This window comes from Vibrio sp. M260121, from assembly GCF_036533715.1.
Classification (GTDB): Bacteria; Pseudomonadota; Gammaproteobacteria; order Enterobacterales; family Vibrionaceae; genus Vibrio.
In genome coordinates, this window is sequence record NZ_JATABF010000040.1 from 23,524 (window position 1) to 40,144 (window position 16,621).

The 16,621-nt window shown below is 47.0% G+C and carries 16 protein-coding genes; 2 read left to right on the top strand and 14 right to left on the bottom strand.

All coding sequences use genetic code 11. The features are described 5' to 3' along the window. Window positions 1-77: 77 nt before the first annotated feature. The gene (gene rlmD / locus QTO06_RS19105) at window positions 78-1,397 is read right to left on the bottom strand and encodes a 23S rRNA (uracil(1939)-C(5))-methyltransferase RlmD (protein WP_331409380.1); all 1,320 of its coding nucleotides are present in this window, start codon (window positions 1,395-1,397) and stop codon (window positions 78-80) included. Between the two features lie 192 nt (window positions 1,398-1,589). On the opposite strand from rlmD, the gene barA reads away from it, so the two are divergent. Next, window positions 1,590-4,388: a two-component sensor histidine kinase BarA gene (barA, locus tag QTO06_RS19110; protein ID WP_045411587.1), complete on the top strand. Its 2,799-nt coding sequence runs from the start codon at window positions 1,590-1,592 to the stop codon at window positions 4,386-4,388. Between the two features lie 90 nt (window positions 4,389-4,478). Here barA and acpS read toward each other — a convergent pair whose 3' ends face one another. The 11 genes from acpS to rpoE form a co-directional block, all read right to left on the bottom strand. Next, window positions 4,479-4,859 (bottom strand): holo-ACP synthase, encoded by a 381-nt coding sequence (acpS, locus tag QTO06_RS19115; protein WP_039841951.1) that lies wholly within the window; start codon window positions 4,857-4,859, stop codon window positions 4,479-4,481. Between the two features lie 12 nt (window positions 4,860-4,871). Next, window positions 4,872-5,603, bottom strand: coding sequence for a pyridoxine 5'-phosphate synthase (gene pdxJ / locus QTO06_RS19120; protein WP_005426507.1), 732 nt, complete (start codon window positions 5,601-5,603; stop codon window positions 4,872-4,874). Further along, window positions 5,600-6,331: a DNA repair protein RecO gene (gene recO, locus QTO06_RS19125; protein WP_005426504.1), complete on the bottom strand. Its 732-nt coding sequence runs from the start codon at window positions 6,329-6,331 to the stop codon at window positions 5,600-5,602. Before recO ends, pdxJ begins: the two co-directional genes overlap by 4 nt. A gap of 128 nt (window positions 6,332-6,459) precedes the next feature. Beyond that, a complete protein-coding gene (gene era, locus QTO06_RS19130) occupies window positions 6,460-7,422 on the bottom strand; it encodes a GTPase Era (protein ID WP_005436447.1) in 963 nt (320 codons plus the stop codon). Continuing rightward, complete coding sequence (gene rnc / locus QTO06_RS19135) at window positions 7,415-8,092, bottom strand: ribonuclease III (protein ID WP_005436448.1); 678 nt, start codon at window positions 8,090-8,092, stop codon at window positions 7,415-7,417. The genes era and rnc overlap by 8 nt, the downstream gene beginning before the upstream one ends. Before the next feature lie 20 nt (window positions 8,093-8,112). Next, complete coding sequence (gene lepB / locus QTO06_RS19140) at window positions 8,113-9,012, bottom strand: signal peptidase I (protein ID WP_005436449.1); 900 nt, start codon at window positions 9,010-9,012, stop codon at window positions 8,113-8,115. Between the two features lie 104 nt (window positions 9,013-9,116). After that, entirely contained in the window at window positions 9,117-10,910 is a 1,794-nt protein-coding gene (gene lepA, locus QTO06_RS19145) for a translation elongation factor 4 (protein ID WP_005436452.1), read from the bottom strand. Between the two features lie 127 nt (window positions 10,911-11,037). Continuing rightward, entirely contained in the window at window positions 11,038-11,508 is a 471-nt protein-coding gene (locus QTO06_RS19150) for a SoxR reducing system RseC family protein (protein WP_331409383.1), read from the bottom strand. Continuing rightward, entirely contained in the window at window positions 11,505-12,470 is a 966-nt protein-coding gene (gene rseB, locus QTO06_RS19155) for a sigma-E factor regulatory protein RseB (protein WP_005436456.1), read from the bottom strand. The genes QTO06_RS19150 and rseB overlap by 4 nt, the downstream gene beginning before the upstream one ends. Beyond that, window positions 12,467-13,093 (bottom strand): sigma-E factor negative regulatory protein, encoded by a 627-nt coding sequence (locus QTO06_RS19160; RefSeq protein ID WP_005449785.1) that lies wholly within the window; start codon window positions 13,091-13,093, stop codon window positions 12,467-12,469. Before QTO06_RS19160 ends, rseB begins: the two co-directional genes overlap by 4 nt. A gap of 26 nt (window positions 13,094-13,119) precedes the next feature. Continuing rightward, entirely contained in the window at window positions 13,120-13,698 is a 579-nt protein-coding gene (gene rpoE / locus QTO06_RS19165) for an RNA polymerase sigma factor RpoE (protein WP_331409384.1), read from the bottom strand. A 558-nt stretch (window positions 13,699-14,256) separates the two neighbouring features. Here rpoE and nadB point away from each other — a divergent pair. After that, complete coding sequence (gene nadB / locus QTO06_RS19170) at window positions 14,257-15,864, top strand: L-aspartate oxidase (RefSeq protein WP_047481854.1); 1,608 nt, start codon at window positions 14,257-14,259, stop codon at window positions 15,862-15,864. A 34-nt stretch (window positions 15,865-15,898) separates the two neighbouring features. Here the strand turns inward: nadB and QTO06_RS19175 are convergent, their stop codons facing one another. Together QTO06_RS19175 and QTO06_RS19180 are read right to left on the bottom strand one after the other, a co-directional pair. After that, window positions 15,899-16,318 (bottom strand): protein YgfX, encoded by a 420-nt coding sequence (locus tag QTO06_RS19175; protein ID WP_331409386.1) that lies wholly within the window; start codon window positions 16,316-16,318, stop codon window positions 15,899-15,901. Beyond that, complete coding sequence (locus QTO06_RS19180) at window positions 16,287-16,547, bottom strand: FAD assembly factor SdhE (RefSeq protein ID WP_005429937.1); 261 nt, start codon at window positions 16,545-16,547, stop codon at window positions 16,287-16,289. Before QTO06_RS19180 ends, QTO06_RS19175 begins: the two co-directional genes overlap by 32 nt. Between the last annotated feature and the right edge of the window lie 74 nt (window positions 16,548-16,621).

Sequence of the window (16,621 nt, forward strand, 5' to 3'; positions counted from 1 at the left end):
TTAGTTCTTGTGCCAAGCCTTAAGCGTTGGCTTATTGACCACCCTCCACGAGTAAGTGATCAATAAAGTCCCAATTATCAGGACTTTTCAAACAGTGCCATCGACTCTAGATGGCTGGTATGAGGGAACATATCCAGCATACCTAATTTGGTTAATTGGTAGCCTTGCTCCAGCAAGCTCTGACTATCCCTTGCAAGGGTAGCAGGATTACAAGAAACATAAACTATACGGCGTGCGCCAAGCACAGAAACTTGATCAATGATCCCACTCGCACCCGCACGTGCTGGATCGAGCAGCACTTTGTCGAATTGTTCAGCCGCCCAAACTTGCCCTTCAAAATCTTGCTCAAGGTTAGCGTGATAAAATCGAGCGTTATTGATTTGGTTCAAAGATGCATTGTTTGCTGCCTTTTCCACCATTTCTGCCACACCTTCTACGCCAACCACGTGTTTTGCACGTTTCGCGATAGGCAAACTGAAGTTACCTAAACCACAGAACAAATCTAACACTCGCTCGTCACTTTGTGGGTCTAACCACTCCACTGCCTGAGCAACCATTTTCTGGTTTACCGCTTGGTTCACTTGAATAAAGTTATTTGGCGTAAATGGCACGGTGACACCCGCTTCTTGATAGTAAGGCACTTCACCTTCAATTAAATCAAGCTGATCCGTTTCTGGCATCAGATAGAGCGATGACTGGTGACGCTTCGCCAACTCCACCAAGGTGTTGGTTTCTTTTTCAGTCAACTTGCTTAGGTGACGTAATGTGATGCATGGAGCATTATCGCCTAGCACCAACTCTACGTGACCAAGTTGCTCTGGCTTCTTAAACGCTTTTAACGTCGAGTAGATTTCTGGCAATAGCACATTCAACTCAGGTGCTAACACTGGGCAGTCCGTCACTTGCGCGATTTGCTTACTCTGTTTCTTACGGAAACCAAAGTGCAGCTGACGAGTCTTTTTATCTACGAACAAGCTCACACGAGCACGGCGACGGTAGCCAAGAGACTCACCCAATACAGGCGCATCCAACTCGATATCACTGCCGGCAAATTTTCTCATCAACTGGCGAAGCGTTTGCTGCTTGTGCGTCAATTGTTGGTCATAGTTCAAATGCTGTAGGTCACAGCCACCGCATTCATGGTAGTGCGGACAAAATGGCTCCACGCGAGCGTCACTCGGTTTAAGGATTTTAATCAACTTACCGCGAGCGAATTTGCTCTTTTCTTCCACCAATTGGGTTACCACCTCCTCACCCGGTAGCGCACCATCAATAAACAATGGTTTCTTCTTAAGGTAAGCAATGCCTGCGCCGTGGTGATCCAAACGCTCTACTTGTACCGCTTGGTGACGGGTATTCAGTTGCGTTTTCTTTTTAGGTTGAAAGATACGTGCCATGCTCTGTGCCTGATTTGTGTCTAATTGCTCTACTGCTTCACTATTCTTGATTGCAGCCGTTGTGTGATTCGAGTGACTTGATTATGCTTACCGTTTATCCGGTGACGTCACTTCTTTGCTCAAGGCTTTATCGTGCGCTTGAGAAATAATGCGTTATTTTCCCATATCCAGACTCCGATGTAATTAGATAACATGACCAGATATGGCTTAAGAGCACGTGTAATTACACTAACTCTCGCTCCCACTCTCATTATTGGTTTATTACTGAGCGGCTTTTTCTCATTTAACCGCTACCAAGACCTCGAGAAACAAGTTATCACCACAGGCAATAGCATTATCGAACCACTTGCGATTGCCAGTGAAACTCACCTACTTTCCGAAAGTCGCGAAGCCGTTCGTCGCCTTATCAGTTATGCCCACCGCAAAAACTCAAAACTGGTTCGCAGTATCGCGGTGTTCGATGAAAATCATGAGCTTTTCGTCACTTCTAACTTCCATCCCAATTTTGAAGCTCTGATGTTCCCGAAGGATAAACCTATCCCTCAATTAGGCAATTCGGAAATCTTCGATAACTCGCTAATTCTGCGCGTGCCGATTCTATCTGAAGGTCACTATCTTTCGGAGCTCTCAAATGAGAATCAGGGCACAAAAGCCATCGGCTACATCGCAGTGGAAATGGATCTTTCGTCGCTTCGATTGCAGCAATACCAAGAAGTCTTCTCTGCGTTCTTAGTATTGATCCTCGGTCTTGGCCTCGCGAGTGTGTTCGCCTCTCGCCTCATGCATGACGTTACCCAACCGATCACCCACATGAAGAATGTTGTTGACCGCATTCGTCGTGGTCACCTTGATGTGCGTATCGAAGGTAAAATGCACGGTGAGTTGGATCAGCTAAAAAACGGTATCAACGCCATGGCGGTCTCGCTGTCGGAATACCACGTTGAGATGCAGCACAGTATAGACCAAGCGACATCAGACTTGCGTGAGACTCTGGAACAGCTAGAGATTCAGAACGTGGAGTTGGACATCGCGAAGAAGCGTGCCCAAGAAGCAGCACGTGTGAAATCCGAATTCTTGGCGAACATGTCTCACGAACTTCGTACTCCGCTGAATGGTGTGATTGGCTTTACCCGCCAGATGCTGAAAACACAGCTATCGAACAGCCAAACGGATTACTTGCAGACCATTGAGAAGTCCGCAAACAACCTACTGAACATCATCAACGACATCCTCGACTTCTCGAAACTGGAAGCCGGTAAGTTGGCGCTGGAAAACATTCCATTTGAATTCCGTGAAAGCTTAGAAGAAGTAATCAACCTACAAGCCACCAGCGCGCACGAGAAAGGTTTGGAAATCACCTTGAAAGTGGATCCGAAGATCCCGCAAGGCTTGGTGGGTGACCCGCTTCGTATCCAACAAATCCTTACTAACTTGGTCGGTAACTCCATCAAATTTACTGAGCGCGGTAATATCGACATCAGCGTTGAGATGCGCTCACAATCTGGTGATTCGGTCGAACTGCAATTCATGGTGCGCGATACTGGTATTGGTATCTCAGAACGTCAGCAAGCGCAGTTATTCCAAGCGTTTAGCCAAGCAGATGCGAGTATTTCACGTCGCTATGGTGGTACCGGTCTTGGTCTGGTTATCACTCAAAAACTGGTAAGCCAGATGGGCGGTGAAATCAGCCTAACCAGTCGCCTACACCAAGGTTCTACCTTCTGGTTTACGGTTCGCTTGCACTCAACTGAAATGCCAATGAGCGATCTGATTGAAGTCGAACTACTAACTGGTAAGCAATTGCTGTTGGTTGAACCGAACATGCAAGCGGCGTCGGTGACACAGCAGATCCTGAGCCAAGAAGGCATTCTGGTGACCTACCGCTCTTCATTGCCTGAAAACGACGAGAACTACGATTACGTATTGTTGAACCTGGCTGCCAATCAAACCTACGACGATCAATCGGTAGCAGCTTGGATTGAACAAGCCAAACGCATGGCGCCGAGTGTGATCATGGGTACGCCGAGTACCGAATTAGCCCTGGCAGATCAAGTGATGAACGATCATCAGATCCAATGTCTGACTAAGCCATTATCGCGTCGCAAGCTTCTACAAAGCCTAATCACGGACCATGTTGAAACGCCACAAGCGGTAATTGCACCAATTGAGCCAGTGGTGAATGAACGCTTACCACTGACGGTGCTTGCGGTTGATGATAACCCTGCCAACTTGAAACTGATCTCTGCGCTACTAAAAGAGCGTGTAGAAACAGTAACGGCGTGCAGCAATGGTCAGCAAGCGGTGAATCTCGCGACTGAGAAGAAATACGATCTGATCTTCATGGACATTCAAATGCCATTGATGGACGGTGTGACCGCTTGTCAGCACATTAAAGAGCTAGAGCTGAACAAAGACACCCCCGTGATTGCGGTAACCGCGCATGCCATGGCGGGCGAACGTGACCGACTACTGGCTGCGGGTATGGATGACTACCTAACCAAGCCAATTGAAGAGCATGTGCTACAACAGGTTTTGGTTCATTGGAATCCAAATACCTGTACTGAGAGTGTCGACAAAATCGCGCCATCGTATGTCGAACCTGTTGTGGAAACTGCGCCACCAGCGCCAGAAAAACCGCAGCAAGATGTCATCATCGACTGGCAAGCAGCGTTAAAACAAAGTGCCAACAAAGAAGACTTAGCCAAAGACATGCTGCGCATGCTGATTGATTTTATTCCTGAGGTGGAAGAAGTGGTCGATCAAGCATTAGAGCAAGAAGACTTCTCGCGTGATGATCTTATCCATGTTGTGCATAAACTTCACGGTAGCAGCTCTTACTGCGGTGTGCCAAGATTGAAGTCATTGTGTGCAACCTTGGAACAAGCGCTGCGCTCAGGGGCTAGTATTGAAGACATCGAGCCAGAAATGTTTGAACTGCAAGATGAAATGATAAAGGTCACTAGTACAGCGAAACTCTATCTTGAGCAGTAGATAATGACGGCATAAATCAGAGCAATAAAAAAGCCAGAGCATCGACTCTGGCTTTTTCGTATTCGGTTGTTAATCCGTAATCAGGCTAAGTTAGGATTCAAAAATCACCGTCGCGACCGCGTAATGACGTTCATCCGAAATCGACAGATGAACATGATTGACGCCCATCGACTCGGCGATTTGCTTCGCCACACCGGATAAGGTCAATACCGGTTTACCGAACTCATCATTCGAAACTGTAAAATCATGGAAGGTCACGCCTTTTGCGATGCCTGTACCTAGCGCTTTTGAGGCAGCCTCTTTTACTGCGAAACGCTTCGCAAGGTAGCGCCCTTTTTGCTTCAATTCAGCAAACTTTACCATTTCATCTTGCGACAAAATGCGCTTTGCGAAGGGCTCACCCGTTCGACCGAGCGCTTTTTCAATGCGCTCAATCTCTGCGATGTCAGTGCCTAATCCTAAAATTGCCATGCTTAAATCTGATTACTTACGAGCCGCAACCATGATGGCTTTCATTTCTGCCACAGATTTTTCTAAACCATCGAAAACCGCACGACCAATGATCGAGTGACCGATGTTTAGCTCGTAGATTTCTGGCAGTGCTGCGATTGGTGCAACGTTGTGGTAAGTCAGACCGTGACCTGCGTTTACGATGATACCTAGGTCATCGGCGTAGCTTGCGCCTGCTGCAATCTTCTTCAGTTCATCTTGCTGATCTTCTTCTGTTGTCGCATCTGCGTAGTGACCTGTGTGAAGCTCAATGTAAGGTGCGCCACAAGCTTTTGCCGCATCGATCTGTTGACGGTCAGCATCGATGAATAGAGAGACTTTAATGCCCGCTTCAGTTAGCTTTTGCGTTGCCGCTTTCACTTTCTCAAGTTGACCGACAACATCCAGACCACCTTCTGTTGTCAACTCTTCACGTTTTTCAGGAACCAGACAAACGAACTCAGGCTTAGTTTGTAGCGCAATCTCAACCATCTCGTCCGTTACCGCCATTTCAAGGTTCATACGAGTTTGAATGGTTTCACGTAGGATACGTACGTCACGATCTAGAATGTGGCGACGGTCTTCACGTAGGTGGATGGTAATACCGTCAGCACCGGCACGCTCTGCGATCTCAGCAGCATGAACTGGATCTGGGTATTTAGTACCACGTGCATTACGTAGAGTGGCAATATGGTCGATATTAACGCCTAAGTAGATTGAGCTCATTTTCCGTTACTCCGTGCTCGATATGTCTGAATAAATAATTCGCGACTTTTTAAAGGTTTGCCGCCAAGATACGGCTTTAATGCCATACGTGTAAAGCGTTTCGCCGCTTTTAATTGCTCTTTAGTGACGAATCGCCGTTCACTAATCGCAATCAATTCATTACCTAAAAATGTCAGATTGTCGCGCCTTACTGAAGCTATGAATCCCTTTTGTTCACGATAACGGTAAGTCATCTCAGGATCGACAGGCTCACCCGTCCCGGCACAATGCAAGAAATCAACGCCATAGCCCATTGAAGACAGCAGAGCCAGTTCAAAACGACGCAAGCCCGGTTCAGGGTTATCACTCTGAGCCAATTCCGTTAGTGCATGCAGGTAATCATGAAACAGCGCAGGCATAGGCACTTCCGCCATTAACACGCGCCCGACTAATTCATTTACGTACATTGCGGAGTAAAGGTTTATCCCAAACAACGGCAAACCCAAACTGATTGGCTCAGCCTGACGTAAGGTTTTCATTGAACCTTTGCCGGACCATTTCAGCAATAGTGGTGTGAAGGGCTGTAATGCCCCTTTAAGATTAGAGCGTTTGCTGCGCGCACCTTTCGCCATCAACGTGATACGACCATACTCCTCGCTGAATACATCAAGGATCAAGCTCGATTCACTGTAAGGTCGTCGGTGCAATACAAAGCAGCGCTGGAAGCCTTCTGAAGACTGGTTGCTCATTTCAATCAGTGTGCCTAAGTCGGTAATAAAAAATAAGGAGCCAAGCGGCTCCTTATTCTAATCGATATTATATTTTAGTCGATGTTGGAACGAAGTGTCTTCGTTACCAAACTTACAAGCAACCAAGCTTATAGATCGTCAATGTAACCTAGTGAGCGTAGAGCACGTTCGTCGTCTGCCCAACCAGATTTCACTTTTACCCAAGTCTCTAGGTAAACCTTACGACCGAATAGCTCTTCCATATCTAAGCGCGCTTCACGACCAATTGTCTTGATCTTCTCGCCACCTTTACCAATCACCATTTTCTTCTGACCATTACGTTCAACAAGAATTAGGGCGTTGATATGGAAACCGTCAGTTTCTGGGTTGTAATCGAAACGCTCAATCTCAACCGTTACCGAGTATGGCAGCTCTTCACCAGTAAAACGCATCAGTTTTTCACGCACGATTTCAGACGCCATGAAACGCTGAGAACGGTCTGTTACGTATTCTTCTGGGAAGTGGTGCGTTGCTTCTGGCAAGTGATCGCGAACGTGCTTGCGCAGTACGTCGATGTTTTTACCTTGCTTTGCAGAGATTGGCACAACGTCAACGAAGTCCATCTTCTTCGACATGTCGGCCATGTGCATCATCACTTCGTTACGATCTTGCACGTTGTCTACTTTGTTCACACAAAGCACAACTGGGAAGTTCGACTTTTGAAGCTTAGTCAGCACCATCTCATCATCTTTAGTCCAATGCGTACCGTCGACCAAGAAGAACACTAGGTTCACATCACTTAGAGATGAGTTTGCTGCACGGTTCATCAAGCGGTTAATCGCGCGCTTCTCTTCAATATGAAGTCCTGGTGTATCTACGTAGATCGCTTGGTAATCACCGTCTGTGTCCACACCCATGATGCGGTGACGAGTCGTTTGCGGTTTACGAGATGTAATCGAAATCTTCTGACCAAGAATTTTGTTTAGAAGCGTCGATTTACCAACGTTTGGGCGACCAACAATCGCAATAAAGCCACAGTGCTGGTTTTCTGGTGAACTTACTTCACCATTGGATGCAAAAAATGCATCGATATCGAATTCGTTATCAGCCATTTGTTAATTGCTCAAGTGCTGTTTCAGCAGCCGCTTGTTCTGCCTTGCGGCGGCTGGTGCCTTTACCAATGACAGGCTTATCCACACCTGCTACGTCACACTCAACCGTGAACTCTTGGTTGTGCGCTTCACCTTTAATATTAGTCACTGTGTAGACAGGCAGTGGTTTTCTTCTGCCTTGCAGGAACTCTTGTAGGCGAGTTTTTGGATCTTTTTGTGATACGCCAGGCTTGATGGCTTCAAGACGCGAGTTGTACCAGCTCAGTACAATACCGCGCACGGCTTCAATATCACTATCAAGGTAAATCGCACCAATAATGGCTTCTACCGCATCGGCTAGAATAGAGTCTCGGCGGAATCCGCCACTCTTCAATTCACCTGGACCTAATTTTAAATAATCTCCTAGATCGAATTCACGACCCAGTTCCGCCAATGTGTGCCCACGTACCAAAGTAGCGCGCATACGGCTCATGTCACCTTCGTTCACTTTCGGGAAACGATGGTACAGATCATCAGCGATGACAAAACTTAAAATTGAATCGCCCAGAAACTCAAGACGTTCATTATGCTTGCTGTTGGCGCTGCGGTGAGTCAGCGCCAAGTTGATAAGCCCAGCATCCTTAAATTGGTAGCCGAGCTTTCTCTCTAGTTTATCAATTGGAGAATTCATACTCTCTCGATATGTAATGGTTAGTGAATACCACCGACGCGGTTAAAACGCACACCAGTTGGAATCCATGAAGGTAGAACGCTGTCTGCGCCACGATCAAACTCGAAGCTGATCCAGATCGCAACAGCTTTACCGACTAAGTTTGCTTCTGGAACAAAGCCCCAGTAACGGCTATCAGCACTGTTATCACGGTTATCACCCATAACAAAGTACTGACCTTGTGGTACAACCCATTCGTTAACTCCTGGACGTGGCTGGTAGTTCTGCACACGGTCACGAGCGAGCGGGTTCACCAAAACTTGGTGTTCCACTTCCCCCAGTTTTTCATTCATCTGAATCAGAGGAATGCCATTTTGGATAAATTGGCTCTCTTCAACATTGCTCAATTTGACTGGCTTACAAGATGATTCACCTTTCGATTGAATACATACCTGTTTGTCCGCAGAGTAACGCACGGTATCACCAGGCAAACCAACCACACGTTTAATGTAGTCAATGTTTGGCTGTGGTGGGTATTTGAATACCACGATGTCGCCACGCTCAGGCTTGCCAGTTTCCACTAGCTGCGTGCGCCATACTGGGTCTTTCAAGCCGTATGCGTATTTCTCAACCAAAATGAAGTCACCCACTAGTAGGGTTGGCATCATTGAGCCTGAAGGGATTTGGAACGGTTCATAGATAAAAGAACGTAATACCAGTACGAATGCAATCACTGGAAAGATAGAGACGCTGTTCTCTACCCACCAAGGTTGGCTTTCTACTTTTTGTAGCGTCACCGCATCCAGACCATTTGCTGTTTGCGCTTGGATCTCCGCTACCTTTGCTTGACGTTTTTTCGCAAACACCAGTTTTTCTAGTAGCCAAACTACGCCAGTTACCAAAGTCACGATAACTAGAATCAGTGAGAATGTATTCGCCATTAAATTCCCTTATCTAAAAATACGAAAGTGAAAGAGCCGAAACCCTTTCACTTATTTTACTATCTAACGTCTTATGACAGACAAGAGTACGAGATAGTTCAACTCTAGTCTTTACCAACGTGAAGAATTGCTAGGAACGCTTCTTGAGGCAGTTCTACGTTACCGATCTGCTTCATACGCTTCTTACCTTCTTTCTGTTTCTTCAGAAGTTTCTTCTTACGGCTCACGTCACCACCGTAACATTTCGCGATTACGTTCTTACGTAGCTGTTTCACAGTAGAACGCGCGATGATGTGGTTACCGATAGCCGCTTGGATCGCGATGTCGAACATCTGACGAGGGATGAATTCTTTCATCTTCTCTACAAGCTGACGACCACGAGTCTGAGACTGGTCTTTGTGCGTAATCAACGCTAGCGCATCCACTTTGTCGCCGTTCAGTAGTACGTCTACGCGTACCATGTTCGATGCTTCAAAGCGTTGGAAGTTGTAATCCAGAGACGCATAACCACGTGATGTAGACTTCAGACGGTCAAAGAAATCCAATACTACTTCTGCCATTGGAATATCGTAAGTAACGGCTACTTGGTTACCGTGGTAAACCATATCTACCTGAGTACCACGTTTCTCAACACAAAGTGTGATTACGTTACCTAGGTAATCGGCAGGAACTAGGATGTTACAACGCGCGATAGGCTCACGGATCTCCTCAATGTCGTTAACCGCTGGCAGTTTTGCCGGGCTATCAACATACAGAGTCTCGCCGTTTGTTTGCTCAACTTCGTAAACTACGGTTGGTGCCGTTGTAATCAGGTCTAGGTCGTATTCACGTTCTAGACGCTCTTGGATGATTTCCATGTGCAACATGCCAAGGAAACCACAACGGAAACCAAAGCCTAGCGCTGCTGAGTTTTCTGGCTCGTAGAATAGCGATGCGTCGTTAAGGCTCAGTTTACCTAGTGCGTCACGGAAGTTTTCGTAATCATCAGAAGATACTGGGAACAGACCCGCGTATACCTGAGGTTTTACTTTCTTAAAGCCTGGTAGTGGCTTCTCGCTACCGTTTTTCGCTAGTGTCAGCGTATCACCTACTGGTGCACCTAGGATGTCTTTGATACCACAAACTACCCAGCCTACTTCGCCAGTACGCAGAACATCAGTGTCCACTTGCTTAGGCGTGAAGATACCTAGACGGTCTACACCCCAAGTTTGACCTGTGCTCATTACTTTGATCTTGTCGTTTTTCTTCAGTGAGCCGTTTTTAATACGAACCAAAGAAACAACGCCAAGGTAGTTGTCGAACCATGAGTCGATGATCAGCGCTTGAAGTGGCGCGTCTGGATCACCTTCTGGTGCTGGAATTGCTGATACGATGTTTTCTAGAACGTCATCTACACCGATACCTGTCTTTGCAGAACAGCGAGTAGCTTCCATTGCATCAATACCAACGATTTCTTCAATTTCTTCCGCTACACGCTCAGGATCAGCCGCTGGTAGGTCAATCTTGTTCAGGATTGGCACAACCTCTAGATCCATTTCGATCGCGGTGTAACAGTTAGCTAGCGTTTGAGCCTCTACACCCTGACCTGCGTCAACCACCAGTAGCGCACCTTCACAAGCGGCTAGAGAACGTGATACTTCGTACGCAAAGTCAACGTGTCCCGGAGTATCGATGAAGTTCAACTGGTACGTTTCGCCGTCTTTAGCGGTGTAGTTCAGCGTCACACTCTGAGATTTGATGGTGATACCACGCTCACGTTCAAGATCCATAGAATCCAGAACCTGTGCGGCCATTTCACGATCGCTTAATCCACCACAAACTTGGATTAGACGGTCAGATAGGGTCGACTTACCATGGTCGATGTGGGCGATAATCGAAAAGTTACGAATGTGCTTCATAGATTTAGGGTGACTAACTCTTTACAAATAGGGACAGTAAGAAAGCCGTCAGTTGACGGCATTTCAATCAAGTTGGCAGATTCTACCCAATTTCGTTACCGGGCGCACCTTATTTAAAGTTTAGAGCTTATTGAATAGGTTCACCGAGAACACGAATGAGGGTGACTTGGCGTTTGGACTCATCTTCTAGCGGGCGTGACACACGTTTTGCGAGCCACATACCACCAGCCGCGAACAATATCGAAGCGAGGATGGTAATGCCCTCACCACCCGCGGTTAAAGGCACAAGCAGGAAGTTGCCAATCACGGCACCGAGAATCAAACCAAACAGAGGAAGAAGGTAGACCGCCATAGCAGATTTGATCAGGCTTGACTCAGGAAAACCGATTTCCACGACTTGACCAACTTTGACGGATTTTGGGGTACGCAAATGCCACGACAGCGTTTTGTTACCGATGGCTTTGGTAACAACGCCAGTACCGCAGCTTTTTTGCGATGAACAGCTGCTGCAACTGGTTTGTTGCTCGCAGCTGAGATCGACATCATATTGCTGACCGTGACGATGAACACCCGTCACGGTAGCCAATGCAGTCATCATTGCACTTCACTCTTTGTTACATTAAAAGTGACCGATTGTGCGATGCGCTGAGCCGTTGTTGGTGGGATATCACCTACAACAGAGATTTCATGGTTGCCGTTAATAAAGCTATGTAGAGTGCGACGACCTTGACGAACCAGCTGGCCTTTCAGCGAATGCTCATCTTTGTTCGCCACATACACAGAGAAACTAAACAGCCCATCTGAGTACAATTGGCTTTCTACCATTTGGTCGGTCACTGCCATACGGTAGCGATTCAGTTCATTTGGGTGAAAACCTTCTGGTATCCAGCCCACAGTCCAATCGCTGGTGCCGATATCGCCTTTCGGCATGGTCAAAACACCAGGTAATTGAACCTCTTCCAAACCACTCATCAGCTCGCCAATTTTAGGGTTCACTGAGTAAGAGATAGTTCGGTACTGTTCAAGCATTTCACCATCGCGATCGACAAGATCAGCACGCAGTGGCAACTTACTCTTCTCATCAATCCACAACACATAAGAATAACGCAAGCCATCTTTTGGCACGATACGTAGTACTTGTGTTGGTACGCCTGCTTCACGGGCACGACCTACTTTTACGTAGTCGTAGTACAAGTTTAGCTCGTCAATATTCGCGTTCAGCATCGGCATGATTGGAGCAACCATTTTACCCGACTCGATGGTAAACGGCTCCGCGCCGGTTTCGATGTAGCTTACTTCAGTGCCGCGACGAATAACCTCACGCACAGGACCGCTTAGATACACAAGATGTGCGTACTGGTCTTTATCGTGAGTCGCATGACGATACAGCAAAGGTTCAATGCTGTTCTTTTTGATAAGGATATAAGAGAGTTCGTAGCTTAAATTCTTGCTCGCCTCGCTCATTTGATGCAATAAAGCCTCCGCTGGCTTATCACCAGCAAAGGCTTGCGAAGACATCAGACTGAACAGAGCGCAAGCGCTGATCAGAAATTTTTTCATTCAATATCCGGAGTCAGATGTGCATCTTGCTGAGACGCATCACTGTTAATTCTTAGCTGCAATTCGTAGTCACGAAGCATAGCATGAACGCGTTTGCGTTGCTCTTGCATATTTGCTTCACCAACTGAACGCTCTACGGATTCACGCGTCAAGCTTACAGGTTCAGCGCTGCCCGCGAATGGCACAGTCTGAAGTACAGGAAGTTGGTCTGCTTGCGGCGACATTGGGTCGCTACCACCATACTGCTGTACGCCTAGTATCACAACAAGTGACACACACGCAGCGACGGCAACTTGACCAAACTGAGTCAACCATGCAGGCAACTGGCGTTTCGCTTTTTGTGGCTCTGGTTGCGACTCTTTTGGCGCGTCGTTAATTGAAATTACGTTAGCACTGCGCGAATCGATAGCACGATGCACAGGCTCGTCTTCTAACGCTAACGCTACGCTTTCAGCAATATTCCACTCAGGCTTTGCTGGCGCTTCGCCTCGCATCACATCACCAATTAGGTGATAGTTCTGCCAAGCATCACGGCTCTCTTGGTCTTGCTCTAATTCTTGAATTAAAGCCTTATCGACCAATTCTCCATCCATGAGAGCTGAAAGTTTTTCTTTGTCAGCCATTATTTTCACCATAGTTATCACTTGTACTAGCGCTGCAAAAGAGGTTTGATTTTCTTTTCCACCGCCTCACGAGCACGGAAGATACGCGATCGTACCGTTCCCACCGGGCAATCCATTACTTCAGCAATTTCCTCGTAGCTTAAGCCATCAAGCTCACGCAGAGTCATTGCGGTTTTTAAATCTTCAGGTAAGTCTTCGATTGCACTGAACACTACCCGTTGCAATTCTTTGGACAACGTTAAGTTCTCAGGGTTCGAAATTTCTTTCAGTGCATTACCTGTTTCGTAAAATTCAGCTTCTTCAGCATCCACGTCTGTTGCTGGCGGTCTACGACCTTGGGCAACAATGTGATTTTTCGCAGTATTCACAGCAATGCGATACAGCCACGTATAAAACGCACTTTCCCCACGAAAACTAGGGATAGCTCGGTAAGCCTTGATAAACGCTTCTTGTGCTACATCTGGAACATCGCCAGGATTACTTACGTATCTGGAGATAAGGTTACATACCTTGTTCTGGTACTTTGTTACCAGCAGGTTGAATGCTTGCTTATCGCCATTCTGAACTCGCTCAATCAATACTTGATCGGTCAGCTGCTCGTTCATTCGAGCGGATACTCCTATTTGTTATGCCCCTACTCTTCTCAGATATGGGTACTAATTATGCAAAACGTAGTATTGACACCACTGCTTACTTGAGCACTATTGTGACTCCGACGTGAATGAGAAAGTTCCATGGTTTCTCAAATTTTTTGTCATTGTTTTTTCACAGTGTGATGTCATTAGCCAAATCCCGCTCCTCGTCGGACTTAAGTCTCGTTTTGACAAGCGAGCATAGTGATGGGGAAATGGGTATAATGGATGATCTCTGTCCCAGATTGTGCTGGGTAGAGCATAGAAAAGCAATGGCATTGACAAACTATTACTTTTCATTTGCATGGCTAATGGCTATCAGAACATCGCGTTGCAAACAAAACTCAGGAAGCATCCTCATGCCCAAAGCATGGAAAAACAAGAGTGACAGAAGTCACCAAAGTAACGCCGATTTCGATACGTCTCCCAACTTAGCCCTTAGCGACGGATGTCGCGTTAATAGAATGCACATGGTGTGCAAAATATACACAAGGTAACCTTGTTACCTTAGCTTGGGATTGTAAAAGTAATATGAACACAAATCGTGAACATGAATGTGATGTGTTAGTGGTAGGGAGTGGCGCCGCGGGCTTGTCGTTAGCTTTGCGTGTCGCAAACCACTGTAAGGTGATGGTTCTAAGTAAAGGGCCACGCAGCGAAGGCGCAACGTATTACGCGCAAGGTGGTATCGCTGCCGTATTTGATGAGTCGGACACCATTGAGTCTCACGTTGAAGATACGCAAATTGCCGGTGATGGTATCTGTGATGAAGAGACCGTTAAATTCATCGCGGAAAACTCAAAAGAGTGCGTGCAATGGTTGATTGATGGCGGCGTGCCATTTGACCGTGAAGACGATGATTCTGACGATGAACCACGCTATCACCTAACTCGCGAAGGCGGACACAGCCGTCGCCGTATTTTGCATGCGGCCGATGCCACTGGCATGGCAATGCAAACTTCTCTGCAAGACAACGCGCACAGCCACCCAAACATTCATGTTCTTGAGCGTCATAATGCTCTGGATTTGATCACCGAAGATAAAATCGGCGGCGACAAAAACAAGATCATTGGCGCTTATATTTGGAACCGCAACGAAGAGCAAGTTGAAACTGTTCGCGCAAAATTTGTTGTCTTGGCAACGGGCGGCGCTTCCAAAGTGTATCAATATACGTCTAACCCAGACGTCTCATCTGGTGATGGTATTGCAATCGCGTGGCGTGCAGGTTGTCGTGTTGCGAACATGGAATTCAACCAATTCCACCCGACCTGTCTGTTCCATCCAGAAGCGCGCAACTTCTTACTAACAGAAGCATTACGTGGTGAAGGCGCGTATTTACGTCGTCCTGATGGCTCACGATTTATGCCGGATTTCGATGAGCGTAAAGAGCTTGCTCCGCGTGATGTCGTGGCTCGCGCTATCGACTTCGAAATGAAGCGCTTAGGTGCTGACTGCATGTATCTCGACATCAGCCACAAGCCAGCGGACTTCATTACTAAGCATTTCCCAACCATCTACTCTCGTTTGATGGATTTGGGTATCGACATGACCAAAGAGCCAATCCCAATCGTACCTGCGGCGCACTACACGTGCGGTGGCGTCATGGTCGATCAAAACGGTCATACCGACCTGAAGAACCTCTACGCAATTGGTGAAGTGAGCTACACAGGCTTGCACGGTGCGAACCGTATGGCATCGAACTCACTACTTGAGTGTGTGGTTTACGCATGGTCAGCAGCCAAAGACATTCTTAAACATCACAACGAAGTAGAACTAGCACAGCAGGTTCCCTGTTGGGATGAAAGCCAAGTGACCAACAGTGATGAAGAAGTGATCATCCAACATAACTGGCATGAGCTGCGCCTGTTTATGTGGGATTACATGGGCATCGTTCGTACCGATAAGCGCCTTGAACGTGCACTGCGTCGTATCCAGATGCTGCAACAAGAAACGCACGAGTACTACAGCCACTTCCGCGTATCAAACAACTTGCTAGAGCTGCGTAACCTGCTGCAAGTCGCAGAGCTGATGGTGCGTTGTGCGATGCAGCGTAAAGAGAGTCGCGGTCTGCACTACACCTTGGATTATCCAAACCAGCTAGAAAACAGCGGTCCAACGATTCTTACGCCAAACAAATAACTCTGACACTAAACAGTAACCGTCAGATATAAGATCAAATGGGAGCTTCGGCTCCCATTTTCCATTGTCGTAATATCAAACACAGTTGACGATATGCCACGTCTTCACAACTGTCTCGCCAAATCGTGACTTTCTCATCCGACGCTAATTCAAACGTGACTTTGAACGCCGCCGCCGACACATCAACACTCGATATTGTCGAAGTTTGTTTGTCATTGCGTACTGTGCCATCACGATGCAAATACCAACCGCCACAGGCTGAAGGCACGACAAAGCCACCTTGCATTTGGCAACGGATAATCAGTAGTAACAGATAAGTTGATAAGACAAGTGGGATATCAGAACAGATAAGCGCCCAAACGCAACCTAGGAGAAGAAGTTGGTTGGCAATTTGGGCGTATAGAGAAGTGTTAACCTTAAGATTAACGAACCTTGCTGAGGTTGTGCGCGACAATTTTATCGACCATCGAAGCGTGACCTAGATTTTCGCTACGACCGTGGCCCATAACCCAAGTAAACAGATCGGGATCATCGCATTCTAGTAGTGAGACGAAATCACGCTGCTCTTGCTCATTTAGTGCATCAAAGCACTCTTCAAAAAACGGCATAATCACCACGTCAAGCTCAAGCATGCCACGACGACAAGCCCATTTAATACGCGCCTTTTCTTCCGCAGTGTACATTCAGTATTCCTTCATAGATGTCTTGTTCTTAGTGCGGAGTGTAACAAGGGATGTGCAACGTCACTAGTGTGCGG